A 24,318-nucleotide genomic window follows, 5' to 3' on the forward strand; every position below is an offset into this window, starting at 1 on the left:
CATCACTCATGATCCGGCACGCATCCCCTCGGCGTCACGCTGTCCGCGCCACCAGTCGGCGGCGTTCATCGCTCCCTTGCCGGCCGGCTGCACGCGGGTCACGGCGAGGGGTGTGGTCGCGGTGCCGAACAACACTGCCGCTCTGGTCCCCACCAGCACGCCCGGCTCCAGGCGCTCGGCGTCGGGCGCCGGCGCGGCTTCGAGAACCTTGAGGCGTTGCCCGTCGATCGTCGTGTGCGCGCCCGGCTCCGGGGTGACGCCGCGGAAACGCGCGAAGATCTCGTCAGAGGACTGCGTCCAGTCCAGGAGTCCGTCGGGGAGGGACAGCTTCGGCGCGAAGGTCGGCTCACCCCGCTGCGGCGTCGCCTGTGCGATGCCCGCGGCGATACCGGCCACGACCTCCGCGGTGAGCTCGGCTCCATCGATCGCCAAAGCCTTGAGTGCGACGTCGGCGGTCGCACCCGCGGGAACCGGAACAACGCGAGAGGCGAACACATCGCCCGCGTCGAGTTCGGCGACCAGTTGGAAGACACTCGCACCGAGTTCTTCGTCGCCGGCGATCAGCGCTCGTTGCACCGGTGCGGCACCGCGCCACTCGGGCAGCAGGGAGAAATGCAGATTGATCCACCCGGCATCCGGGGTCGACAGCAGCGGCTCGCGCACCAGACCGCCGTACGCGACGATCACGCCGAGTTCGGGGCGCAGGGCGGCGATGCGCTGCGTCGCATCCTCATCCAGACGCGCGGCGGTGATCACGGGAATGCCGAGTTCGGTCGCCGCCTGCGACACCGGTGACGGCGTCAGCACCTTCTTGCGGCCGAGGGGCGCATCGGGGCGGGTGATCACCGCCGCGATGTCGTGAACGGCCGCCAAGCGGCGCAGTGTGGGGACGGCCGCGGACGGCGTGCCGGCGAAGACGAGGCGCATGAAGGTTCTCCGGAAGGGTCAGAGCTCTGGATCGAGGATATCGAGACGGACGGCGAGAGTGTTCCGAGGGTTGCGTCCACGCCCACGACGACTGGCGACCGCCTCGGCGACGACGGCCGCCCGCAGGAGCGTCACGACCCGGGTGCCCGCACCGTACTCGAAACGGACGAGCGCGCGGACGCGCGGCGGCACGTCGTCGGAGTCGATCGGCACCGGGCCGAGCACGGCATCCGGCGGAAGCGCCAGCTCGCCGAGGCTGATCAGAGCACGGGAGACGGCCGCGGCCGTGCCCTCCACGAGCGCGACGCGCGTGGCCGGCGGCATGTGCAGCGGCGCTCTGCCGTCGAGCTCGGCGCGTGCGTAGCCGGCCTGGTTCCAGGTGGCCAGGGCGCGGGCTGTGCCGCCGTCGACGCCGACCAGGTGCACCGGCGCGCCCGGGGCGGCGAGCGACGCGGCGTTCGACCACCACCGCAGACACGACTCCCCCACACGCAGGTCGGGAGCCTGGAGCATGCGAGGGCCGTCCAGGAGCACCACGGCGCGGTAGCCGCCGTCCGCGAGCGGCTCGGCACCTCGGGTCGCGACGACCAGCGCCGGCTTCGCATCGACACGTTCCACCGGATGCGCACTGTCGGCGACGATCACACGAACGCCGGGAAAGGCGCGACCGAGCTCGTCGGCCGTGCGTTCGCTGCCCGATGAGGCGAGTCGGAGCTTGGCCGACGTGCAGTGGGGACACGTCCACGCCCGTGCACCGCGGCCGCACCACCCGCACACCGGCACCGCGCCACGATGGCGTGCGCCGAGAGGTCCCCCGCACTCCGGGCAGCGGGCCGGCGCGCGACATTCGGCACACACGAGCGACGGCGAGAAGCCGGGGCGCGACACCTGCACCAGCACGGGCCCTTCCGCCGCGGCCGATCGCGCCGCGAGGAACGCGGACGACGGCAGCCTCTGGGCGGTCGGCTGTTCCATCTCCTGCGGCGTGCTCAGCACGACGCGTGGCAACACACGCCGCGTGGCGCGGATGTCCTGCAGCCACCCGCGCATGACGAGGCGCTCGACATCGGTCGTTCGTGTGTGCCCGACGAAGAGCAGGGCGCTCTCCTCCTGCTCCTGACGCAGCAGCGCGGCGTCTCGCGCGTTGACATAAGGCGCCAAGGGTTCGCCCAGGAGCGGATCTCCGTCGTCCCACAGCGCGACGAGCCCGGCGCGCACCGGGGCGTAGACCGCCGACCGATTGCCCACCACGATGCAGGGAGCCTCTTCGAGCGAGCGCAGGAACGAGCGGTAGCGCAGAGGGTTCGTCAGTCGTGAGTCGAAGCGCACCACGCTGTCGGCGGGCGCCACACGATCGAGCGCGGTGAGCAGACGATCCAGATCGCGATGATCGGGAACCACCAGGATCGACGACTTCCCGGCCCCGAGCGTGCGCACTGCGACCGCCGTGAGGAGCGCGGCCCACGCCTGAGCGTCGTCGTGCGAGAGCGGGATGGCCTCGACGGCCGCGCGTCCGCCCTCGTCGACGATGGCGGCGAGCCCGTCGTATGCCGAAAGCACCTCATCGGCGGTGCCGATCGCATCCTCGCCGGGGTGGACGACGGGTGAGTCGGCGGTCCAGGCCTTCTCGACACGCACCTGGCGCTTCGGGATGACGAGACGCAGGATGTCGGATGCGGAACCCGCCGCCCGGTCGGCCACACGCCGGGCGAGCTGGTGCAGCCGCTCCGGCAGGACGGGGACCGCGGAGACGACGCTGTCGACCTCCGAGAGCGGACGATCGGCGTCGTCCTCGGTGTCGACCTCGACGATGTACCCGTCGATCACTCGCCCTGCCGTTCGCAGAGGGACACGAACCCGTACGCCCGGAACCACGTCGCCGAGTTCCGGCGGCAGGGCGTAGTCGAACAGCCGATCCAACTGAGGCAGAGGCGAATCGAGGAGCACGCGCGCGATGCGCCGGCTCACCGCCGTCATGGGTACCGACGCCTCATCAGAGCCCGGCAGCGCGGCGCAGCTCTTCCACGCGGTCGATGCGCTCCCAGGTGAACTCGGGCAGTTCACGACCGAAGTGGCCGTAGGCCGCCGTCTGCGCGTAGATCGGGCGCAACAGGTCGAGCTGCTCGATGATCGCCTGCGGACGCAGGTCGAAGACGTCGTTGATCGCACGGATGATGATCTCGTCGGACACCTTGCCGGTGCCGAAGGTCTCCACGTACAGACCGACCGGGCGGGCGACGCCGATGGCGTAGGCCACCTGCACCTCGAGACGATCCGCGAGACCGGCGGCCACGGCGTTCTTCGCGACCCAGCGGGTCGCATAGGCACCCGAGCGGTCGACCTTCGACGGATCCTTGCCGCTGAAGGCACCACCGCCGTGGCGGGCGGCTCCGCCGTAGGTGTCGATGATGATCTTGCGACCCGTGAGACCGGCATCGCCCTTCGGCCCACCGGTGACGAAGGGGCCGGCGGGGTTGATGTAGTAGGTCACATCGTCGAGGTCGAGCCCCGTGGACTCCAGGATCGGCGCGATGACGTGCTCGCGCACCTGGGCCTTGAGGTCGTCCTGCGAGATGTCGGGGTTGTGCTGCGTGGAGACCACGACCGCGTCGACCGTCTTCGGGACGAGTCCGTCGTATCCGAGCGTGACCTGCGTCTTGCCGTCGGGACGGAGGAACGGCAACAGACCGCTGCGCCGTGTCTCGGTGAGGCGCTCGGCGATGCGATGCGCCGTCCAGGCCGCCATGGGCATGAGCTGCGGGGTCTCGTTCGTGGCGAAGCCGAACATGATGCCCTGATCGCCCGCGCCGAGACCGTCGAGAGGATCCACCGACGAGCCGTCGCGGTGCTCCTGCGCGTTGTCGACGCCGTGGGCGATGTCTCCGGACTGCTCGCCGACCGACACGCTGACTCCACACGAGTCACCGTCGAACCCGGTGTCGCTGGAGGTGTAGCCGATACCGTTCACGACCTGGCGGACGATCGTGGGGATGTCGACGTAGGCCTCGGTGCGGATCTCGCCGGCGACGTGCACGAGGCCGGTCGTGACGAGCGTCTCGACGGCGACGCGCGACTCCGGATCCTTCGCGATGAGGCCGTCGAGGATGCTGTCCGAGATCTGGTCGCAGATCTTGTCCGGATGCCCTTCGGTGACGGACTCGGACGTGAACAGACGCAGGGCGCTCATCGGGGCTCCAGAACGGGGTGGGAAGGGGGAAGGACAGACGTTCCCATTCTGAACCGCGCCTCGGACATAATGCGAGGCGCGGCCCGGAATATCACTCCGCGTGACGCAGGCGGAGCTTGTCTTCGTTGATCTCGTGCAGAGCGATGGTGAGCGGCTTGTCCTCGACGGACGAGTCGACGAGCGGGCCCACGTTGTCGAAGAGGTTGCCCTCGTGCAGGTCGGAGTAGTAGTCGTTGATCTGGCGTGCGCGCTTGGACGCGTAGATCACGAGCTCGTACTTGGAGTCGACACGCTGCAGCAGGTTGTCGATGGGGGGATCGATGATGCCCTTGTTGTGGTGTCCGGCCATGGTGAGACCTCCTGATCAGGCGACGGGATCGTCGCGAAGACGGTGCAATGGGCGCGCGAGAGGACTCAGCGCGCAGAGCTTGAAGACAATTCTACGACCTCGGCGGCCGCAGCGGCGACGTCCTCGTTCACGATCAGGTGATCGAACTCGTTCTGGGCGGCCAGTTCGACCTTCGCGGTGCGCAGGCGACGCGCCCGTTCTTCGGCATCCTCCGTGCCGCGTCCGACCAGCCGATCGACCAGTTCGTCCCAACTCGGCGGCAGCAGGAAGATCAGCGTGGCGGCGGGTTCCGCCGCTCGCACCTGACGCGCTCCCTGCAGATCGATCTCCAGCAGCACGGTCTTCCCGGCCGCCAGCGCGGCGTCGATCGGGGGCCGGGGCGTTCCGTAACGCGAACGGTTGTGCACGACCGCGTATTCGAGCAGCTCGTCCTGCTCGATGAGGCGGTCGAACTCCGCATCGTCGACGAAGTAGTAGTGCACGCCGTCGATCTCGCCCGGGCGCGGCGCGCGCGTGGTGGCGGAGACCGAGAGATGGATCTCGGGATTGTGCTCGCGCACGTGCGCGGCGACGGTTCCCTTGCCGACCGCGGTGGGGCCGGCGAGCACGAGCAGACGGCTTCGGGCGCCGCGTGGCACGAGCGGGGGGAAACGTCCGTCGAGCCAGTGCTCCAGCACGATGCGCTGGCGCGCCCCGAGGCCTCCGAGGCGCTTGACCGGGGAGATGTGCAGCTCCTCCAGCACGCGGTCGCGCTTTCCGGCACCGATCGCAGGAAGCGCGAGCAGGAAGTCGGTGATCCGCATGGATCCCTCGACCGACTCCGGGTCCTCGACGGCGCGGTGCAACACCGTCTGTGGTGCGATCACCCGCGTCGTGAGGTCGCGCTTGAGCGACGCACGGGCGCGCCGGCGCTCGACCGCCTTTCGCGCGGCTGCGGCTCTGTCCACCTCGGGAATGACTCGTGCCTCAGCCACGTCCGGCCTCCTGGTAGTGCGCGACGCGCGTAACGATCGCTTCGGTGATCCCGTCGGCGCCTGCCCCGAGAATGCTGCGGCTCTCACTGGCGATCACGCACTCGGACATGGCTCCGAATCGTGCACCCAGGTCGGCGGGCCCTGCGCCCTGCGCGCCGAAGCCCGGTGCGAGGATCGGCGCGGGCGGCGTGAACGGGACGAGGCCGGCCTCGGCCCAGTCCACGGTGGCGCCGATGACGACGCCGATGCTGCCCCACTCCCCCGCACGATTCGCGGAGGCGTTGCGGCGTGAGGTCTCGGCGATCACATCGGCCGCGACCACGGGGCCTGCGGGCGTCGCAGAACGCTGCAGCTCCCGAGCCTCGGGATTGCTGGTCGCGGCGAGGACGAAGACGCCCTTGCCGTGAGCGGCAGCGAGCTCGAAGGTGCCGTCGAGCGCACCGACGCCGAGGTACGGACTCACGGTGAGCGCGTCGGCTTCGAGTGGAGACCCCGGAGTGAGCCAGGCCTCCGCATAGGCGTCCATCGTCGTGCCGATGTCGCCGCGCTTGGCGTCGGCGATCACGATCAGTCCGGCGGCACGTCCCGCGGCGAACACATCCTCCAGAGCGGCGATGCCCGCCGACCCGAAGCGCTCGAAGAACGACACCTGCGGCTTGACGATCGCCACCCGCCCCGCGGCGGCGTCCACCGTGCGCAGCCCGAAGTCGCGGACGCCCGCGGCGGTCTGGGGCAGACCCCAGGCGTCGAGGAGCGCCGCGTGGGGGTCGATCCCGACGCAGAGCGGTCCGGACGAACGAAGCGCCGCCCGAACCCGCTCTCCGAAGCTCTGGCTCACACCGCCGCCTGTCGATCGAGGGCGTACTCCTGCAGGCTCTTGACGCTGAAGCCCTCATGAGCCGCATCCATACCGCTGACGGCCGCACCGAGCACCGCCATCGTGGTGAAGAGAGCCTTGTCGGCGGCGACGGCAGCGGCACGGATCTCGTACCCGTCGGCACGCGCCGATCCGCCGGAGGGGGTGTTCACGACGATGTCGATCGAGCCGTCGTTGATGAGGTCGACGACGTTCTGCGCGCCACTCTCCTGGGTCTCGCTGTACTTGTCCACGACGGTCACGGCGATGCCGTTGCGCGAGAGGATCTCGGCGGTGCCCTCGGTCGCGACGATCGTGAAGCCGAGCTGCTGCAGCCGGTGCGCAGGCAGGATCACCGCACGCTTGTCGGAGTCGGCGACCGAGATGAACACGGTGCCCGACGTCGGCATGCCGCCGTAGGCCGCCGCCTGGCTCTTCGCGAACGCGGTCGGGAAGTCCTTGTCGATGCCCATGACCTCACCGGTCGAGCGCATCTCCGGTCCGAGCACGGAGTCGACGATCTTGCCGTCCTTGGTGCGGAACCGCTTGAACGGCAGCACGGCTTCCTTCACCGCGACCGGGGAGCCCAGGGGCACGCGCGATCCGTCGTTCTCGGGCAGCAGACCCTCGGCCTTCAGCTCGGCGACCGTGGAACCCGTCATGATGCGGCTCGCGGCCTTCGCCAGGGGGATCCCCAGCGCCTTCGACACGAACGGCACCGTGCGGCTTGCGCGCGGGTTGGCCTCGATCACATAGAGCACACCGGCACTGATCGCGAACTGCACGTTCAGCAGTCCGCGCACGCCCACACCCTCGGCGATGGCCAGGGTCGCGACGCGCACGCGGTCGATGTCGGAACGGCCCAACGAGATCGGGGGCAGCGTGCAGCTGGAGTCTCCGGAGTGGATACCGGCCTCCTCCAGGTGCTCCATGACGCCGCCGATGTAGAGGTCGGTGCCGTCGTAGAGCGCGTCGACGTCGAGCTCGATCGCGTCGTCCAGGAACCGGTCGACCAGCAGCGGCTTGCCCGGCTCGATGATGACTTCTCCGGCCGTGCGCACGAAGTAGTCGCGCAGGCTGGGCGAGTCGTAGACGATCTCCATGCCGCGTCCGCCGAGCACGAAGCTCGGACGCACGAGCACCGGGTAGCCGATGTCCTCGGCGATGGCGACGGCGCCGTCCACATCGATGGCCGTGCCGTGGCGCGGCGCCACGAGACCGGCGGCGTCGAGGATGCCGCTGAACAGCTCGCGCTCCTCGGCGAGGTCGATCGCCTCGGGGCTGGTGCCCAGCACCGTGTAACCGGCATCCTGGATGCCCTTGGCGAGTCCGAGAGGCGTCTGCCCGCCGAGTTGGCACACGACACCGAGGATGGTGCCGCTGGCCGCCTCTGCGTCGAGCACCTCGAGGACGTCTTCGAGCGTGAGCGGCTCGAAGTAGAGCCGGTCGGAGGTGTCGTAGTCGGTGGAGACCGTCTCGGGGTTGCAGTTGACCATGATGGTCTCGTAACCCGCATCCGACAGCGCGAACGACGCATGCACGCAGGAGTAGTCGAACTCGACGCCCTGACCGATGCGGTTCGGGCCCGAGCCGATGATGACGACCTTCGTACGCTCGGACGGCGTGACCTCGGTCTCGAAGTCGTAGCTCGAGTAGTGGTACGGCGTGAGGGCGGGGAACTCGCCGGCGCAGGTGTCGACCGTCTTGTACACCGGGCGGATGCCCAGGCCGCGACGGATGCCGCGCACCTCGGTCTCGCTGATGCCCCGGAGCTCGGCGAGCTGCGCGTCGGAGAAGCCGTGCTCCTTCGCGTGGCGGAGCGTCGCCGCGTCGAGCTCGGACGCGGTGCGCACGATCTCGGCGACCTCGTTGATCAGCACGATCTGGTCGATGAACCACGGGTCGATCGCCGTGGCGTCGAAGGCCTGCTCGACCGTCGCACCCTTACGCAACGCCTGCTGCAGCGTGACGATGCGTCCGTCGGTCGGGGTCTGGGAGATCTCGAGCAGCTCTTCGAGAGAGCGTTCCTCGGTACCCCAGTGGAAGCTGGAGCCGCGCTTCTCGAGCGAGCGCAGCGCCTTCTGCAGTGCCGTGGCGTAGTTGCGGCCGATCGCCATCGCTTCACCGACCGACTTCATGGTGGTCGTGAGCGTCGCGTCGGCCGCCGGGAACTTCTCGAACGCGAACCGCGGCACCTTCACCACGACGTAGTCGAGCGTGGGCTCGAAGCTCGCGGGGGTCACGCCCGTGATGTCGTTGGGGATCTCGTCGAGACGGTAGCCGAGGGCGAGCTTGGCCGCGAGCTTCGCGATCGGGAAGCCGGTGGCCTTCGAGGCGAGAGCGCTCGACCGCGACACACGCGGGTTCATCTCGATCACGATGATGCGACCGTTCGACGGGTCGACCGCGAACTGGATGTTGCAGCCGCCGGTGTCCACACCGACGGCGCGGATGATGTCGATGCCGATGTCGCGCATCTTCTGGTATTCGCGGTCGGTGAGCGTCAGCGCGGGTGCGACGGTGATCGAGTCCCCCGTGTGCACACCGACCGGGTCGACGTTCTCGATCGAGCACACGACGACCGTGTTGTCGGAGGTGTCGCGCATGAGCTCGAGTTCGTACTCCTTCCATCCGAGGATGGACTCCTCGAGGAGCACCTCGTTGGTCGGAGAGTCGTGCAGACCGGCGCCGGCGATGCGGCGCAGGTCCGCCTCGTCGTAGGCGAAGCCCGAACCCAGGCCGCCCATCGTGAAGCTGGGGCGCACGACCAGCGGGTAGCCGAGCTCACCTGCGGCAGCGAGCACCTCGTCCATCGTGTGCGCGATGCGCGAGTCGGCGACATCCGCACCGGCGTCGAGCACGAGCTGCTTGAAGATCTGACGATCCTCACCCTTGTTGATCGCCTCGAAGCTCGCGCCGATCAACTCGACGTCGTACTTCTCGAGGATCCCGTGGTTGTGCAGATCGATCGCGGCGTTCAGGGCGGTCTGACCGCCGAGCGTCGGGAGGATCGCGTCGGGGCGCTCCTTCGCGATGATCGTCTCGATGACCTGCCAGGTGATCGGCTCGACGTAGGTCGCATCGGCGAAGTCGGGGTCGGTCATGATCGTGGCCGGGTTGGAGTTGACCAGGATCACGCGCACGCCCTCCTCCCGGAGGACGCGGCACGCCTGGGTGCCGGAGTAGTCGAACTCGCAGGCCTGGCCGATCACGATCGGGCCGGAGCCGATGACGAGGACGGAGCGGATGTCGTCACGCTTTGGCATTACTTGGCGTCCTTCTGAGTGGCGATGACCAGGTCGCGGAACCGGTCGAAGAGGTAGTTGGCGTCGTGCGGGCCGGCGGCGGCCTCCGGGTGGTACTGGACCGAGAATGCAGGGATGTCGAGCGCGCGCAGGCCCTCGACCACGTTGTCGTTCAAGCCGACGTGGCTGACCTCGACCTTCCCATAGCCGTTCGGACTGTCGAACGCTCCGTCGAGGGGCGCATCGACCGCGAAGCCGTGGTTGTGCGCCGTGATCTCCACGCGACCCGTGGTCTTGTCCAGCACCGGCTGGTTGATGCCGCGGTGGCCGAACGGCAGCTTGTAGGTGCCCAGGCCGAGCGCGCGGCCGAGCAGCTGGTTGCCGAAGCAGATGCCGAAGAACGGCAGACCGTCGTCGAGCACGGCGCGCAGCAGCTCGACGTGACCGTCGGATGCCGCGGGGTCCCCGGGGCCGTTGGAGTAGAACACCGCGACCGGGTCGATGGAGCGGATCTCGTCGATGGTGACGTTCTGCGGCAGCACGTGCACGTCGAACCCGCGCGCAGCGAGGTTGTCGATCGTGGCCTGCTTCACCCCGAGGTCGAGCACGGCGAGGTTGCCGACGCGCTCGCCGATGGCGGTCGTGATGGTGGCGACGTCGACCGACACCTCGGCGGACAGGTTCAGACCCGCCATGTGCGGAGCCTCACGGACGATGCGCACCTGCTCGTCGGCGTCGATCGCCGCGTCGGCACCCGAGAAGATCCCCCCGCGCATCGAACCGGCCGAGCGGATGTGGCGCGTGATGGAGCGGGTGTCGATCCCACTGATGCCGACGATGCCGTCGTTCACGAGCACCTCGTCGAGTGAGGCCTCGGCGCGCCAGTTGGACACGACGCGCGAGGGGTCGCGCACGATGTAACCGGCCACCCAGATGCGGCGCGACTCGGCGTCCTCGGCATTCATCCCGGTGTTGCCGATGTGCGGCGCGGTCTGCAGCACGATCTGACCGGCGTAGGAGGGGTCGGTGATCGTCTCCTGATATCCGGACATTCCGGTGGCGAAGACGACCTCGCCCAGGGTGCGGCCCAGCGCGCCGTAGGCACGGCCGGTGTGGCGGGTGCCGTCCTCGAGGACGAGCACGGCGGGTTCGGGAAGAGCGGTCATCGTGTGGCTCCTGTGTCGGGGGCGGCGGGGACGAGCCGCTGCAGTTCAGAGATGAGGGAATGGGGATCGCCGGTGGCGAGGCGCAGGTACGAATCGACGACCGTCGTGTCGTCGGCGTTCCAGGCGATGCGGATGAGGCCTCCGGGTTCGACCACCCGGTCGATCGTGACGGTGGCGCGGTCCACGGCCACGATCCGCGACGAGGCGAGGAACACCGTGGGCGCTCCGTCGAGGCAGAGCGCCACCCCGCGGTCGGTCACGGCGAGCTCTCCGCGGGCGCGGTACTCGAGCGGCGACACCGTCACGCGCTCGAGCGGCTGGTCGTGGCGGGTGGTGGAGACGTAGAGCACCTCGTCGCGACGGGCGACCTCTGCATGCTCCGGTACGCCGAGAGGCGCCGAGAGACCGGAGTCGCGTCGGAGTCGTCGTCGCCAGGCGAGGAACATCGTCAGCAGGACGAGGAGGGCGACCACGATCGTGATGGCGATCGCGAGGTCCCTGGTGCTCATGCGTTCAGCTCCTCGACCAGTGCGCCGCCGTCGACCGTGAGCGTTCCGTTGTGCACGGTGAACTCGACCCGGCCGGGAAGGGCCCGCCCGAGATACGGCGAGTTCACGCTGCGACCGTGCAGATCCGCCTCGGTGAAGACTCCGTCGACGGAAGCGTCGTAGAGCGTGATCTGCGCCGGCTGACCGACAGCGAGCGGGGTTCCGTGTCCTGCGAGCTGTCCGATGCGCGCCGGAGCAGCGCTCATGACCCGGGCGACGTCCTCCCACCCGATCAGGCCGGTCTGCACCATCGACTGGTGCACGACCCGCAGGGCGCTCTCGAGTCCGACCATCCCGTTCGCGGCAGCCTGCCACTCGCAGGCCTTGTTCTCACTCGGGTGCGGCGCGTGATCCGTGGCGACGATGTCGATCGTGCCGTCGGCCAGGCCTTCGCGCACGGCCAGCACATCCTCCTCGCGGCGCAGCGGCGGGTTCACCTTGAAGCGCGCGTCGTAGCCGCGCACGAGCTCGTCGGTCAGAAGCAGGTGATGCGGGGTGACCTCGGCGGTGACCGCGATCCCGCGCTTCTTCGCCCACCGGATGATGTCGACCGAACCCGCCGTCGACAGGTGGCACACGTGCAGGCGGGATCCGACGTGCTCGGCGAGCAGCACGTCGCGCGCGATGATCGACTCCTCGGCGACGGCCGGCCAGCCGGTGAGGCCGAGCTCGGCCGAGACGCGTCCCTCGTTCATCTGTGCGCCCTCGGTGAGCCGAGGATCCTGCGCGTGCTGCGCGATCACTCCCCCGAACGACTTCACGTACTCGAGCGCGCGGCGCATGATCAGGGGGTCGAAGACGCAGAAGCCGTCGTCACTGAACACGCGGACCTTCGCGCGTGAGGTGGCCATCGCGCCGAGCTCAGCGAGTCGCTCGCCCTTCTGCCCGACGGTGACGGCACCGATCGGCTGCACGGTCGCGTATCCCGCGGCCTCGCCGAGGGCGAGCTCCTGCTCGACCACTCCGGCGGTGTCGGCCACCGGGGAGGTGTTGGGCATGGCGAACACCGCGGTGAACCCGCCGGCGGCCGCAGCCCGTGTCCCGGTGAGGATCGTCTCAGAGGCCTCATATCCCGGTTCACGCAGGTGCGTGTGCAGGTCGACGAGTCCGGGAAGAGCGACGAGGCCGTCGGCGTCGATCACCCGAGCACCGGTGCGGCTGAGGCCCGACCCGATCTCGGTGATCACACCGTCTTCCACGACGATGTCCGCACCGGTCGTACCCAGCAGCTGTGCACCGGTGATGACGAGGGTGTCGCTCACAGGTTCCCCCCTCGTTCGTCGTCTCGTTCGCCTGCCAGAAGCAGGTACAGCACCGCCATCCGCACGGAGACCCCGTTCGCGACCTGTTCCAGCACCGTCGAGCGGGCGGAATCGGCTGCTGCGGAGGAGATCTCCAGCCCGCGGTTCATCGGCCCGGGGTGCATCACAATGCTACCGTCCGGCAGACCCGCCACTCGCAGTGCGTCGAGACCCCACCGTCGGGAATACTCCCGCTCAGTCGGGAAATACGCATCGCCCATGCGCTCCAGCTGGATGCGGAGCATCATGACGGCGTCGGGACCGTCCGCGAGGGCCACGTCGAGGTCGTAGACCACGCGTACCGGCCAGAGCGAGACGTTCTGCGGGACCAGCGTCGGCGGTGCGACCAGGGTGACATCGGCGCCCAGCGTGGTCAGCAGCCAGACGTTGGAGCGCGCGACCCGGGAGTGGAGCACATCGCCGACGATCACCGCGCGGAGTCCGGTGAGATCGCGGCCTCGGCTGTCGGCGCCGTAGCGGCGTTTGCGGATCGTGAAGGCGTCGAGCAGTGCCTGGGTGGGGTGTTCGTGCGTGCCGTCTCCTGCGTTCACGACGCCGGCGGAGATCCATCCGCTCGTGGCCAACGTCTGCGGGGCGCCGGACCCGGGGTGGCGCACGACGACGGCATCCGCTCCGATGGCCTCGAGCGTCTGCGCGGTGTCCTTCAGGCTCTCGCCCTTCGAGACGCTCGAGCCCTTCGCTGCGAAGTTGATCACATCGGCGGAGAGGCGCTTGGCCGCGGCCTCGAAGGAGATGCGCGTACGGGTGGAGTCCTCGAAGAAGAGGTTCACGACCGTCTTGCCGCGCAGGGTCGGAAGCTTCTTGACCTCGCGGGACTGCGTGTCGGCCATGTCCTCGGCGACATCGAGGATGCGCAGAGCGGTGGCCCGGTCGAGCGTGCGGGTGTCGAGGAGGTGTCTCATTCTCCGATCGTCACCTCCTCGGCGCCGTCGTTCTCGACGAGGCGCACGTTGACCCGCTCGGTGCGGGCGGACGGGATGTTCTTGCCGATGTAGTCGGGGCGGATCGGCAGTTCGCGGTGCCCCCGGTCGACGAGGATCGCGAGTCGCACCGCGGCGGGGCGTCCGATCGACTGGATCGCGTCGAGAGCGGCACGGATGCTGCGTCCGGAGAACAGCACGTCGTCGACCAGGACGACGGTCTTCCCGTCGATGCCGCCATCGGGGATCGCCGTCGGATGCGGTGACCGGGTGGGGTGCTTCGCCAGATCGTCACGGAACAGTGTGACGTCGAGGGCTCCCACGGGAACCGGATGCTGGGCGATGCCGCTGATCAAGGCGCCGAGGCGATGAGCGAGTGTGACTCCACGGGTGGGGATCCCCAGAAGGACCAGATTCTCCGCTCCCCGATTGGATTCGAGGATCTCATGTGCGATACGGGTCAATGCCCGCGAGATATCGGCTTCGTGCAGCACGGTGCGCGTGCTCATCCGCCGCTCCCTTCTCCGCCTCACAGGACGGTGTTAAAGGTTGCTTGTGGGTCGAGTCTATCGGAGTCCCTCGTCAGGAGACGCCGGCGGCGCGGACCGGACGGAGATCGTCCTGGAGGTGCTCCCGCGGAGTGGACCGGATGGGATGCCCGCTCGTCGACAGGCACCGGCCGGTCTTCAGATCCCACTTCCAGTCGTGCATGCTGCAGGTCAGCACGCCGTCCTCGTCGACCTTGCCGGTCTTGGTCAGGTCTGCGCGCAGGTGCGGGCAGCGGCGCTGGACGACCCAGTCGCCGATCTCCGCGTCCTCGTTCTGGTCGGTCTGCTCCTGGTACCAGTTCTCGACGTATTCGATCCGGTCGACTGAGAGGCACTTGAGGAAGGTCGTGAGGAACTCGTTGAACTTGCCGCTGCGGCCCACCTGGAACTGCATCGACAGGAAGATCGAGTTCGACCAGTCGATCTCGTGGTCGCGGAGGTTGGTCGAGACGAGATCCGCGGGGATCGTGTACCAGTAGATGCACTCCTCCCCCGCGTATTCGCGCACTTTGGCGCGCGGGAAGTCGACGACCATGTCGAGGTCGCCGATGCGGAACCGCACTGCGCCGCCGACGCCGAGGCGGATGGTGCGCGACTTCTTGAGCAGAGGCTCCCACCAGGCCTTGATCGCGGCGAGCATCTCGTCCGGCGGGATGATCGCGGCGCGCGACGCCTCCTCGTCGAGGATCTCCTGCTGACGGCTGGCCCGCTGCTCCTCGAGGTAGTCCCACTTCTCATCGAAGATGTGCGCGAGCTCGGCCTCGCTGTACAGCGTCTGTGTCGTCGTCACCGCACCGCCGTCGACCGTGACGAGTGTGCCGGGGACGAACAGGTGACCGTCGTACTGCGGCGACAGCTCGTTCATGTGCGCCAGGAACTGCTTCTGATCCGTGAAGATCGATTCGCCGTTCCTGCCGAGCCCGTTGAAGTCGAACAGGTCGTCGCGCAGGAACATGGGCGGTCCAGCCATCGGGAAGACATGCGGGGCGTCGACCTTGTCGATGTAGTACATCGCCCGCTTGTTCTGCGCGTCGCGCTTGAGCTTCGCGAAGTTCTGCTTCGCATCCAGCGGCAGGTCGTAGACCATGGGCCACCAGATCGCCCCGGAGACCTGCGTGAAGTAGGCATCCGGCTTCCCGAAGTGGAGCAGAGAGTCGAGGTCGAGCGGATGCGAGTCGTTCTGGTTCAGCACAGAACCGGTACCGTCGTCGACGCTGAGCGAGGAGTCGCCGATCGGGCCGTCGCTGGGCGCGCGCAGCGGCGTGATCATGATCTTGAGCTCGCCACGCTGGATGATCTCGCCGGCGGGAGCATACGTGATGTTCTCGAATCCGAGCGCACGGATGTCGCGCTCGAGATCGTCGATCGGGTACTCGGGGAGCAACACCTCGATGCCCTTCGAGATGTAGCGCTCGAGGAGCTTCGGGTCGAAGTGATCGCGGTGCCGATGCGAGATGTAGAGGAAGTCGGCCTCGCGCCCGAAACGCTCCCACTCGAGACCGCGGTTGTCGGGGAACGGGAACCAGGATCCGAAGAAGGACGGGCCGAGCACGGGGTCGCAGATGATGTTCCCGCCGACTGTCTCGATGAACATCCCGGCGTGGCCGAGTCCCGTGATCCGCATTGCGCTCCTCCTGTGCATCCCGCAGCACACCCGTTCGGATGCCGCGTGTGGACGCGCTCGATTCTACCTTCGGCTCCCTGGACGCCCGGTCTGACGGGCCGTGAGAAAGACGGTCAGTCCTCGAACAGACCCCTGATGTCCTCCGCAGTGAGCGACTGCGCGAAGAGCGCTTCGTCGTCCATCACGGCACTGAACAGGCGTGCCTTCCGTTGCTGCAGCTCGAGCACCTTCTCCTCGATGGTGTCGCTCGCGATCATGCGGTAGACGAACACCTGCGACTTCTGTCCGATGCGGTGCGTGCGGTCGATCGCCTGCGCTTCAGCGGCCGGGTTCCACCACGGGTCGAGGACGAACACGTAGTCGGCCTCGGTCAGGGTGAGACCGAACCCACCGGCCTTCAGGCTGATCAGGAACACGGGCTGCTCGCCGTTCTTGAAGCCGTCGACGACGTCCTGACGGCGTCTCGTGGAACCGTCGAGGTGCGCGTACGGGATACCCGCCTCCTGCAGGCGGGCCGCGGCGAGATCGAGGAACGAGGTGAACTGGCTGAACACGAGGGCGCGGTGCCCTTCGGCCTGCAGCTCGAGCACCCGCTCGAGCAGGATGTCGAGCTTGCGCGACCCGATGTGCGCGTCTTCCTCGTCGATCAGCCCCGGCGCCAGGCTCAGCATGCGCAGCAGCGTCAGCGATCGGAAGACGATGAACCGGTTGCGATCGAGGTCTTCGAGAAGCCCGAGCACCTTCTGTCGCTCCCGCTGCAGCACGACGTCGTAGAGGGCGCGGTGCTCGGCGCCGAGCTCGACCTCCAGCAGCTGCTCCTGCTTCGGCGGAAGCTCCGGCGCCACGAGCTCCTTGGTGCGCCGCAGCATGATCGGACGGATGCGGCGGCGCAGCTGCGCGAGCCGCTTCGCGCGATACTCGCCGCCCTCTTCGTTCTCCGGCACCTTGCCCTTCTCGATGGGCTGGATGTAGCGATCGCGGAACTTGCGCGCCGAGGGGAAGAGCCCCGGGGCGGTCAGCGCCAGGAGCGACCACAGCTCGGACAGGCTGTTCTCCATCGGCGTGCCGGTCACGGCATAGGTGACGTCGGCCGAGAAGGTCGCGATCGCGCGGTGCAGCTTCGTCTTGGCGTTCTTGACGAACTGCGCCTCGTCGAGCACGAGGCCCGACCACTCGATGCGGCCGAACTCGTCTTCGTCGAGGCGGGCCACCGTGTAGGAGCTGACGACGACATCGGCGGATGCCGCGACATCGGTCAGTCCGACCGGGCGTCTGCCGCTCGTCGCATCGACGATCGCGACGCGCAGCTCCGGAGTGAAGCGCGCGGCCTCGGACCGCCAGGTGCCGAGCACCGAGGTCGGTGCCAGCACGAGGAAGGGCCTCGTCTCGCCCTGCTCGCGCGCGTACTGGATGAAGGTGAGCAGCTGCAGAGTCTTACCGAGCCCCATGTCGTCGGCCAGGATCCCTCCGAGGCGATGGCGCCAGAGGAAGGCGAGCCAGTCGAAGCCGGATCGCTGGTAGGGGCGGAGGTCGGCGCGCAGCCCCGCAGGCAGCGGTGTCTCGGGGACACCCGTCGCCTGTCGGAGCCCCTCGGCAGTCGCGCGCCAGCTGACCGCCGGCTGCGCCTCATCGGCGAGGTCCTCGAACTCCTCCCAGAGATCGGTCTGGTAGCGGCTGATCCGCGGACCGGTCTCCCACTCCGCCAGCTCGCCGGCTTCCTCGATCAGGTCTCGGAGGCGTTCGAGGGCGGGATGGTTGAGCGCGAAATAGCCGCCATCGGCCAACAGGAGTTTCTTCTTGCCCTTGCTGAGCGCGGTGAAGAGAGGGCCGAAGGGAATCCGGCGGCCTTCGATCGTGACCAGGATGCCGAGGTCGAACCAATCGGAGTCGGTCGTCTCGACGGTCGACACCGTCACCTCGGGTGTGCCCGTGAGCTCGCGATACGGCTTTCGGACGCCGGATGTGACGACCGTGACGCCCTCGCGCTCGAGCGCGGGAACGATCCGGGCGACGAAGTCGGCGGCGTCGATGTCGTGGAACGAGCCGTTCGGGCGGAAGGCGACTCCGCGAAGCTCCTGCCACGTGGTCTCGATCGCTTCTCCGCGCAATGCTTCGGCGTCTCGGTCGCGGATGGATGCGGCCCTCCACACGTACGGGACGGTGCCGAACTCGCCGTAGGACCAGCGGAAGGAGTAGCTCACCACGTCACCGCGCTCGAACGTCACGGTGAGCTCGGGGGCGGGCTCGGGGATCTGCGGGAGGGACACGCGTGCGCCGGCGGTGACCTGCGTTCGGCGCGCGAGCACGGGGTAGGCGTTCGCGATGAAATCCTGCTCGTCCGCCGGCGGCACCGGAATCGGGCCGTGACTCGAGACAAGCATGCGGGTCTGATCGCTCAGCGGTACCTCGGCCAGCACGAGCTCGATGCGGTTCCCCCGCAGGATCGCGGCGTAGACGCCCGTGCGACCGATGGGGTGCACCGCGTCGGCGGTCACCTCCTGCTCGTCGATGACCACCTCGGCGGCGAGTGACAACACCCCCTCGTCGTCACGTCCGATCCGGACGCCGATCGCCGCGGACCCGGCGAAGCGGACGGAGATGTTCTTCTGATTCGACACGATCGGAATGCCCTGCTCCACTCCGGCACGCAGGTGCGGCCAGAGAAGCGTCGACTCGATCTGATCGACGACCAGCCAATCCCCCGCGTTGCCCGACAGCAGCGAGTCGCGCGAGATGCTCAACAGATCGCCGAACCACCGGCTCTGCGCACGCCCGAACTGTGCGGCGTCACGCCGTACCGCGTCCCACCCTGCGTGACCGTGAATCCACGCCCCCGTCTGGCTGCTGCGCATGAGCGGGCGGATCGCCAGCAGGAGCTCTCCGACACCGGCGGCGAGATCGCGCGCGGTCGCCGCGCGCACGGGTCGCGGGCCCCAGTGATTGTCGCCCCGCGCGTCGCGGTACCGGAGCTCGACGCCGAGTGCGAGTGGCAGCCGCGTGCGTGTGCTCATCGGGTCGACGAGTCCGCGCCAGGACGGGGCGGCGACCGGCGTCGGGGTCGGCACGCTCTCAGCGGAAGGCGCCTCGCGTGCCGCCGCCTGCTGGGAGTACTGGTTCACGTTCGAGGCGAGCAGCGTCGCCACGACGTGCTTGCACCCCGTTCGGACCGGGCAGGTGCACGACGTGGTGCGCACGCGGCGACGGCCGTTCGAGGAGATGAACACCACCTCGGTCACGTACTGTGCCCCGCGGCTGCCCTTCACGTGTCCTTCGAGCTCGAGCAGCTCCTCGTGCCACACGACATCGAGAACGTTGCCCTCGCGGAAGTACGCGAGTCCACGCGCATACCCACCGGCGTCCGTGATCTGCAGCAGTTCGCGGAGATCGAGGTGCGGCGCGGTCATCTCGCCATCCTTCCGGCGACCACCGACATCCCTGCGACGGACGACACGGTGGGGTCAGGCGGAACGGGACACGCGGGCCAGGACTCCGTGCACGAAAGCGCCGGAGTCGTCGGTCGAGAATTCCTTGGCCAGTTCGACGGCCTCGTCGATCGCGACGGCCGTGGGCACCTCATCGTTGTAGAGGACCTCCCAGACGCCGATCCGCAGCAGCGCGCGATCCACCGCCGGCATGCGCTCGAGCTTCCAATCACGGCTGTGCGTGGTGATCTGCTCGTCGATCTCGTCGCGGTGATCCACGATCCCGTCGACGATCTCGCGCGCGTAGAGCCACGACGCCTCGCGCGCGGGTTCGCTGGCCGCGCGCTTCGCCTCTGCGGCAAGGGTCACCGAGAGGGAGTCGCCGCGGACGTCGGCGGAGAACAGGATGTCGAGCGCGCGCTTGCGCGCCTTCGTACGAGCGCTCACGCCTTACTTCTCGCGGCCGAGGTACTCACCCGTACGGGTGTCGACCTTGACCTTCGTGCCGGTCTCGAGGAACAGCGGGACCTGCATCTCGTAGCCGGTCTCGAGGGTTGCGGGCTTGGTGCCGGCCGAGGAGCGGTCGCCCTGCAGCCCGGGCTCGGTGTAGGTCACCTCGAGGATGACCGACGCCGGAAGGTCGATGTACAGCGGGTTGCCGTTGTTGAGCGCGATCGTGACCTGCTGGTTCTCGAGCAGGAAGTTCTTCGCGTCGCCCACCGTGGCGGCACCGACCGTGATCTGGTCGAAGTCCGTGGCGTCCATGAACACGTAGCCGTCACCATCGGTGTACAGATAGGTGAAGTCGCGGCGGTCGACGTTCTCGATCTCGATCTTCGCGCCGGCGTTGTAGGTACGGTCGACGACCTTGCCCGAGACGACGTTCTTGAGCTTGGTGCGCACGAATGCGCCGCCCTTACCCGGCTTGACGTGCTGGAACTCGATGACGCTCCAGAGCTGACCGTCGATGCTGAGGACGACGCCGTTCTTGATGTCTGCGGTAGATGCCATGCGCTACTGGTTCCGTTCGTGTGTCCGTGGGGCCGATCGCGGCCGACAGTCGAGTCTACGGGATGAGGGCGAGGAGCTGTCGCACCGCGGTCGTGTAGCCGTCGACACCCTCCCCGATCACGCGCACGGCGGCGACGTCGTGGAGGTAGGAGTGGTGACGGAACTCCTCACGGGCATAGACGTCTGAGATGTGCACCTCGGCGAACGGGAGGGAGACTCCGGTGAGCGCATCACGCAGCACGACGGACGTGTGAGTCAACCCTCCGGGGTTGATCACGATGCCCTCGCAGTCCTCGCGCGCCGCGTGGATCGCGTCGATCAGCACGCCCTCGTGGTTGCTCTGCACGGCGCGCACCTCGAAGCCCCCGGCGGCCGCCGCGTGGGCGGTGATCCGCTCGACGTCGGCCAGGGTCGCCGTGCCGTAGATGTGCGGCTCCCGCGTGCCGAGCAGGTTGAGGTTGGGGCCGTTCACGAGCAGGAGGCGACGCGTCATGCGCCGACCTCCTGATAGGCCGCGAACAGCAGCGACTCATCCGGCGCCTGCAGCACGGTGGGCTTGGCGATGTCGTCGAGCAGGATGAAGCGCAGCATGCCACCGCGGCTCTTCTTGTCGCGCTGCATGGTGGCGAGCAGTGCCGGCCATGCCCCGGCGCGGTACGAGGTGGGCAGCCCGAGCGACTCGAGGACCGAACGGTGCCGGAGCGCGGCCTCATCGGGGAGCCGACCGGCGAGACGTGAGAGCTCCGCCGCGAACAGCATGCCCACCGAGATCGCCGCGCCGTGGCGCCACTTGTACCGCTCGGAGTGCTCGATCGCATGCCCGAGCGTGTGCCCGTAGTTGAGGATCTCGCGCTGACCGGCCTCACGGAAGTCGTCCGAGACGACCTGCGCCTTCATGTCGATCGCGAGTTCGACCGCGCGGCGGAACTCGTCGGTGGTGGTGTCGATCGCGCGGGCGGGGTCGGCCTCGATGATGTCGAGGATCTCCGGCGCCCAGATGAAACCGGCCTTGACCACCTCGGCGAAACCGGCGGTCGCCTCGTTCGGGCTCAGGCTGGCGAGTTCCTCGAGATCGCCGATCACGGCCCGCGGCGCCCAGAACGCACCGACGAGGTTCTTCCCCTCGGCCGTGTTCACCCCGGTCTTGCCACCGACGGACGCGTCGACGAGGCCCAAGACCGTGGTCGGCACCTGCACGACCTCGATGCCGCGCAACCAGGTCGCCGCCACGAACCCGGCGAGGTCGGTGACCGCGCCTCCCCCGTATCCGATGACGGCGTCGGTGCGCGTGAAGTCGGCCTGACCCAGCACCTGCCAGCAGAATGCAGCGACCTCGATGCGCTTGCCCTGCTCGGCATCGGGGATCTCGGCGAGCAACACCTCACGGGGTCCGTTCGCGGTGTCGGCGAGCAGACGGTCGCGCAGCTCTCCGGCTCGGGCGGCGAGCGTCGGCGGGTGCACCACCAGGATCTTGCGCACAGTCGGCGAGAGCGCCGCCGACACACGGTCGAGGATGCCCCGCCCGATGCTGATGTCGTACGCGTCGTTCCCGGTGACGCTGATGGTCGTCGTGCTCATCTCTGCTCTCTCCTCCATGCCACGATCTCATCGGCGATCCGTTGCATGGGTCGTCGTGAGGTGTCGAACGTCGTCGATGCGACCTCTTCGTACCAGCCGAGGCGCTCGGCGTAGATCGTCTTCCAGCGTTCCACGGGGTCGTCGGCGGCGAGCAGCGGACGATTCCCCCCGCGGATCCTGTCGGCGACGGCCTCGACCGTCACGGTGAGGAAGACGACGGGGTGCACCCGGAGCAGTTCCCGCGTTCCCTCGTCGGTGACGGCACCTCCGCCGAGGGAGATCACCCCGCCCTCGCTGAGAGCGGCAGCGACCGCGGCGCGCTCCAGCGCGCGAAAGTGCTGTTCGCCGTAGGTGTCGAAGATCGACGGGATCGGGCCGTGCTCAGCGACGATGCGCTTGTCGGTGTCGATGAACGGCACCCGCAGGCGCCGTGCGACACGTCGACCCACGCTGGTCTTGCCCGCGGCCATCGGACCGACGAGGACCAGCGTCAGCGGGTCAGCCTCGCTCGTCATGCGCGATGAGCGCCGCTTCGGACGCCGGGGTCGTGCGCAGCTCCTCCGGGATGCCCGCGAGGTACCCGTCGAGGTTGCGTCGGGTCTCGCGGATGCTGTCGCCTCCGAACTTCTCCAGCACCGCGTTCGCGAGCTCGACCGCGACCATCGCCTCGGCGACGACACCGGCCGCAGGCACCGCACAGACGTCGGAGCGCTGGTGGTGCGCCGTGGCGTCCTCGCCGGTGGCGATGTCGATGGTGCGAAGCGAGTGCGGAACCGTCGCGATCGGCTTCATACCGGCGCGCACACGGAGCACGGTGCCGGTCGACATGCCACCCTCGGTGCCACCCGCGCGGTCGGACCCCCGGGTGATCCCGTCGGTCGTCGCGAAGAGTTCATCGTGCGCTGCCGAGCCGCGGCGGCGCGTGGTCTCGAAGCCGTCACCGACCTCGACGCCCTTGATCGCCTGGATGCTCATGAGTGCCTGCGCGAGACGCGCGTCGAGGCGCCGGTCCCAGTGCACGTGCGAGCCGAGGCCCGGCGGCAGACCGTAGGCGAGCACCTCGACGATGCCGCCGAGCGTGTCGCCGTCCTTCTTGGCCTCGTCGACTTCGGCGACCATCAGGGCGGACGTCGCCGCATCGAAGCAGCGCAGCGGATCGGCGTCGAGGGCGTCCACGTCGTCGGGCGTCGGGAGCGCTGCCCCCTCGGGCACCTGCACCGGACCGATCGACAGCGTGTGGCTGACCAACCGGATGCCGAGCTCGCCGAGGAAAGAACGGGCGATGGCTCCGAGCGCGACACGGGCCGCCGTCTCGCGAGCGCTCGCGCGCTCCAGGATCGGGCGCGCCTCATCGAAGTCGTACTTCTGCATGCCCACGAGATCGGCGTGGCCAGGACGCGGGCGAGTCAGCGCAGCGCTACGGCCCCGCGACTTGTCGGTGAGCTCGACGGGCTCGGGGTTCATGACCTCGACCCACTTCGGCCACTCGGTGTTGCCGATGCGCAGAGCGATGGGACTGCCCAGCGTCTTGCCATGGCGCACGCCGCCCGAGATGCTGAGCTCGTCCTGCTCGAACTTCATGCGCGAGCCCCGGCCGTAGCCGAGCTTCCGGCGCGCGAGGTCGGCCTGAATGGCCTCGGAGGAGATCGGGACGCCCGAGGGCAGTCCTTCCATCACGGCGATGAGTTCTGGGCCGTGCGATTCGCCGGCAGTGAGCACGCGGAGCATTGCTCCAGTCTCCCATGTGTTGCGACCCTCACTGCGCCGCATGTCACCGCACGCTCGCCCGGGTACGGCTTCAGGCCCTGTTCAGCCACGGGTTCAGGCGAAGAGCGCGCCTCGCATGGCGGCGATGACGGCGGCTTCGTCGGGGAGCGGAACCGCGGGATCACCGTCGTGGAAGATGCGGATCTGCCGCACGGCCTGGTGCAGCAGCATCCCCAGCCCGGAGATCACCGGCGCATCGCCCCACACGGTGCCGAGCGCCGAAGGCCAGGGGGCATATGCCGCATCGAAGAGCACTCCGCCGGCCGCGGCCAGCAGTTCGACGACGGCAGCCTCGAGCACCGTGCCGCTCGGGAGGGTCGCCAGTGTCAGATCGACGGGCTCGGGCGCCACATCGAACGGAGCGATCGTGACGTGCACACCGATCTCCTCGCCGAGCGCGACGAGCCCGGACGCCCGCTGCGGACGTCGGGCGCGGACATCTGCCGTCTGCGCGCCGATCTCCGCCGCGGCGACGAGAGCCGACGCCGCTGTGGCACCGCCCCCGAGGATCCGCACGCGGCGCACCTCGGACACGCCGCCCTCGGCCAACGCGTCGACGATGCCGCCGACATCGGTGTTGAAGCCTGCCGACTCCGCACCGAGGAGCAGTGTGTTCACCGCTCCGGTGAGCGCCGCGTGCCGATCGTGCGTGGCCGCGGCGCGGAACGCCACCTCTTTCAGCGGCATCGTGAGCGAGAGCCCACGCCAGGAGTCGTCGAGCGCGCAGAGAGCGTCGGGGAACGCGTCCGCAGACACCTGCATGCGTCCGTACTCCCACGGCAGACCGAGCACCGCGTACGCGGCAGCATGCAGCGCCGGAGACTTCGAATGCGCGATCGGGTCGCCCCAGACGGCGAGCCGTGACGATGTCACA

Annotated in this window: 21 protein-coding genes; all 21 read right to left on the minus strand. The window is 68.7% G+C overall.

From position 1 onward, the window contains the following. Nucleotides 1-6 precede the first annotated feature (6 nt). The 21 genes from fmt to P0Y60_10765 all read right to left on the minus strand — a co-directional run bounded on the left by fmt (nucleotide 7) and on the right by P0Y60_10765 (nucleotide 24,317). Nucleotides 7-927, minus strand: a complete 921-nt coding sequence (fmt, locus tag P0Y60_10665) for a methionyl-tRNA formyltransferase (protein WEK59822.1) — start codon at nucleotides 925-927, stop codon at nucleotides 7-9. A gap of 18 nt (nucleotides 928-945) precedes the next feature. Further along, nucleotides 946-2,904 (minus strand): primosomal protein N', encoded by a 1,959-nt coding sequence (locus P0Y60_10670; protein WEK59823.1) that lies wholly within the window; start codon nucleotides 2,902-2,904, stop codon nucleotides 946-948. A 16-nt stretch (nucleotides 2,905-2,920) separates the two neighbouring features. Beyond that, a complete protein-coding gene (metK, locus tag P0Y60_10675) occupies nucleotides 2,921-4,114 on the minus strand; it encodes a methionine adenosyltransferase (protein WEK59824.1) in 1,194 nt (397 codons plus the stop codon). Between the two features lie 91 nt (nucleotides 4,115-4,205). After that, a complete protein-coding gene (rpoZ, locus tag P0Y60_10680) occupies nucleotides 4,206-4,463 on the minus strand; it encodes a DNA-directed RNA polymerase subunit omega (GenBank protein WEK59825.1) in 258 nt (85 codons plus the stop codon). 65 nt (nucleotides 4,464-4,528) lie between these two features. Next, nucleotides 4,529-5,437: a guanylate kinase gene (gene gmk, locus P0Y60_10685; GenBank protein ID WEK59826.1), complete on the minus strand. Its 909-nt coding sequence runs from the start codon at nucleotides 5,435-5,437 to the stop codon at nucleotides 4,529-4,531. After that, nucleotides 5,430-6,275, minus strand: a complete 846-nt coding sequence (gene pyrF / locus P0Y60_10690; GenBank protein ID WEK59827.1) for an orotidine-5'-phosphate decarboxylase — start codon at nucleotides 6,273-6,275, stop codon at nucleotides 5,430-5,432. The genes gmk and pyrF overlap by 8 nt, the downstream gene beginning before the upstream one ends. After that, nucleotides 6,272-9,559: a carbamoyl-phosphate synthase large subunit gene (carB, locus tag P0Y60_10695; protein WEK59828.1), complete on the minus strand. Its 3,288-nt coding sequence runs from the start codon at nucleotides 9,557-9,559 to the stop codon at nucleotides 6,272-6,274. The genes pyrF and carB overlap by 4 nt, the downstream gene beginning before the upstream one ends. Continuing rightward, entirely contained in the window at nucleotides 9,559-10,704 is a 1,146-nt protein-coding gene (carA, locus tag P0Y60_10700; GenBank protein ID WEK59829.1) for a glutamine-hydrolyzing carbamoyl-phosphate synthase small subunit, read from the minus strand. Before carA ends, carB begins: the two co-directional genes overlap by 1 nt. Continuing rightward, nucleotides 10,701-11,213 carry a hypothetical protein gene (locus tag P0Y60_10705; GenBank protein ID WEK59830.1) on the minus strand — a complete coding sequence of 171 codons (513 nt, stop codon included), beginning with the start codon at nucleotides 11,211-11,213 and terminating at the stop codon, nucleotides 10,701-10,703. The genes carA and P0Y60_10705 overlap by 4 nt, the downstream gene beginning before the upstream one ends. Further along, nucleotides 11,210-12,514, minus strand: a complete 1,305-nt coding sequence (locus P0Y60_10710) for a dihydroorotase (protein WEK59831.1) — start codon at nucleotides 12,512-12,514, stop codon at nucleotides 11,210-11,212. Before P0Y60_10710 ends, P0Y60_10705 begins: the two co-directional genes overlap by 4 nt. Beyond that, nucleotides 12,511-13,476 carry an aspartate carbamoyltransferase catalytic subunit gene (locus tag P0Y60_10715; GenBank protein ID WEK59832.1) on the minus strand — a complete coding sequence of 322 codons (966 nt, stop codon included), beginning with the start codon at nucleotides 13,474-13,476 and terminating at the stop codon, nucleotides 12,511-12,513. The genes P0Y60_10710 and P0Y60_10715 overlap by 4 nt, the downstream gene beginning before the upstream one ends. After that, a complete protein-coding gene (gene pyrR / locus P0Y60_10720) occupies nucleotides 13,473-14,003 on the minus strand; it encodes a bifunctional pyr operon transcriptional regulator/uracil phosphoribosyltransferase PyrR (protein WEK59833.1) in 531 nt (176 codons plus the stop codon). The genes P0Y60_10715 and pyrR overlap by 4 nt, the downstream gene beginning before the upstream one ends. A 73-nt stretch (nucleotides 14,004-14,076) precedes the next feature. Then, nucleotides 14,077-15,666: a Rieske 2Fe-2S domain-containing protein gene (locus P0Y60_10725; GenBank protein ID WEK59834.1), complete on the minus strand. Its 1,590-nt coding sequence runs from the start codon at nucleotides 15,664-15,666 to the stop codon at nucleotides 14,077-14,079. A gap of 113 nt (nucleotides 15,667-15,779) precedes the next feature. After that, nucleotides 15,780-19,070 (minus strand): DEAD/DEAH box helicase, encoded by a 3,291-nt coding sequence (locus tag P0Y60_10730; GenBank protein ID WEK59835.1) that lies wholly within the window; start codon nucleotides 19,068-19,070, stop codon nucleotides 15,780-15,782. A 54-nt stretch (nucleotides 19,071-19,124) separates the two neighbouring features. Then, nucleotides 19,125-19,535: a transcription antitermination factor NusB gene (gene nusB, locus P0Y60_10735; protein WEK59836.1), complete on the minus strand. Its 411-nt coding sequence runs from the start codon at nucleotides 19,533-19,535 to the stop codon at nucleotides 19,125-19,127. 3 nt (nucleotides 19,536-19,538) lie between these two features. Further along, a complete protein-coding gene (efp, locus tag P0Y60_10740; GenBank protein ID WEK59837.1) occupies nucleotides 19,539-20,099 on the minus strand; it encodes an elongation factor P in 561 nt (186 codons plus the stop codon). A 55-nt stretch (nucleotides 20,100-20,154) separates the two neighbouring features. Next, nucleotides 20,155-20,592 (minus strand): type II 3-dehydroquinate dehydratase, encoded by a 438-nt coding sequence (aroQ, locus tag P0Y60_10745; GenBank protein ID WEK59838.1) that lies wholly within the window; start codon nucleotides 20,590-20,592, stop codon nucleotides 20,155-20,157. Then, entirely contained in the window at nucleotides 20,589-21,677 is a 1,089-nt protein-coding gene (gene aroB / locus P0Y60_10750) for a 3-dehydroquinate synthase (protein WEK59839.1), read from the minus strand. The genes aroQ and aroB overlap by 4 nt, the downstream gene beginning before the upstream one ends. After that, a complete protein-coding gene (locus P0Y60_10755; protein WEK59840.1) occupies nucleotides 21,674-22,192 on the minus strand; it encodes a shikimate kinase in 519 nt (172 codons plus the stop codon). The genes aroB and P0Y60_10755 overlap by 4 nt, the downstream gene beginning before the upstream one ends. Beyond that, the gene (gene aroC, locus P0Y60_10760; GenBank protein ID WEK59841.1) at nucleotides 22,176-23,405 is read right to left on the minus strand and encodes a chorismate synthase; all 1,230 of its coding nucleotides are present in this window, start codon (nucleotides 23,403-23,405) and stop codon (nucleotides 22,176-22,178) included. The genes P0Y60_10755 and aroC overlap by 17 nt, the downstream gene beginning before the upstream one ends. Nucleotides 23,406-23,498: 93 nt before the next feature. Beyond that, complete coding sequence (locus P0Y60_10765) at nucleotides 23,499-24,317, minus strand: shikimate dehydrogenase (protein WEK59842.1); 819 nt, start codon at nucleotides 24,315-24,317, stop codon at nucleotides 23,499-23,501. Nucleotide 24,318: the final 1 nt, after the last annotated feature.

Origin of the sequence: Candidatus Microbacterium colombiense (genome assembly GCA_029203165.1) — a bacterium.
GTDB lineage: Bacteria > Actinomycetota > Actinomycetes > Actinomycetales > Microbacteriaceae > Microbacterium > Microbacterium colombiense.

Bases quoted from the DNA above. Each gene is read 5' to 3' on its own strand.
- fmt (WEK59822.1), bottom strand. From the start codon at position 927: ATGCGCCTCGTCTTCGCCGGCACGCCGTCCGCGGCCGTCCCCACACTG.
- P0Y60_10670 (WEK59823.1), bottom strand. From the start codon at position 2,904: ATGACGGCGGTGAGCCGGCGCATCGCGCGCGTGCTCCTCGATTCGCCT.
- metK (WEK59824.1), bottom strand. From the start codon at position 4,114: ATGAGCGCCCTGCGTCTGTTCACGTCCGAGTCCGTCACCGAAGGGCAT.
- rpoZ (WEK59825.1), bottom strand. From the start codon at position 4,463: ATGGCCGGACACCACAACAAGGGCATCATCGATCCCCCCATCGACAAC.
- carB (WEK59828.1), bottom strand. From the start codon at position 9,559: ATGCCAAAGCGTGACGACATCCGCTCCGTCCTCGTCATCGGCTCCGGC.
- carA (WEK59829.1), bottom strand. From the start codon at position 10,704: ATGACCGCTCTTCCCGAACCCGCCGTGCTCGTCCTCGAGGACGGCACC.
- P0Y60_10705 (WEK59830.1), bottom strand. From the start codon at position 11,213: ATGAGCACCAGGGACCTCGCGATCGCCATCACGATCGTGGTCGCCCTC.
- P0Y60_10715 (WEK59832.1), bottom strand. From the start codon at position 13,476: ATGAGACACCTCCTCGACACCCGCACGCTCGACCGGGCCACCGCTCTG.
- pyrR (WEK59833.1), bottom strand. From the start codon at position 14,003: ATGAGCACGCGCACCGTGCTGCACGAAGCCGATATCTCGCGGGCATTG.
- P0Y60_10725 (WEK59834.1), bottom strand. From the start codon at position 15,666: ATGCGGATCACGGGACTCGGCCACGCCGGGATGTTCATCGAGACAGTC.
- P0Y60_10730 (WEK59835.1), bottom strand. From the start codon at position 19,070: ATGACCGCGCCGCACCTCGATCTCCGCGAACTGCTGCAGATCACGGAC.
- efp (WEK59837.1), bottom strand. From the start codon at position 20,099: ATGGCATCTACCGCAGACATCAAGAACGGCGTCGTCCTCAGCATCGAC.
- aroQ (WEK59838.1), bottom strand. From the start codon at position 20,592: ATGACGCGTCGCCTCCTGCTCGTGAACGGCCCCAACCTCAACCTGCTC.
- aroB (WEK59839.1), bottom strand. From the start codon at position 21,677: ATGAGCACGACGACCATCAGCGTCACCGGGAACGACGCGTACGACATC.
- P0Y60_10755 (WEK59840.1), bottom strand. From the start codon at position 22,192: ATGACGAGCGAGGCTGACCCGCTGACGCTGGTCCTCGTCGGTCCGATG.
- aroC (WEK59841.1), bottom strand. From the start codon at position 23,405: ATGCTCCGCGTGCTCACTGCCGGCGAATCGCACGGCCCAGAACTCATC.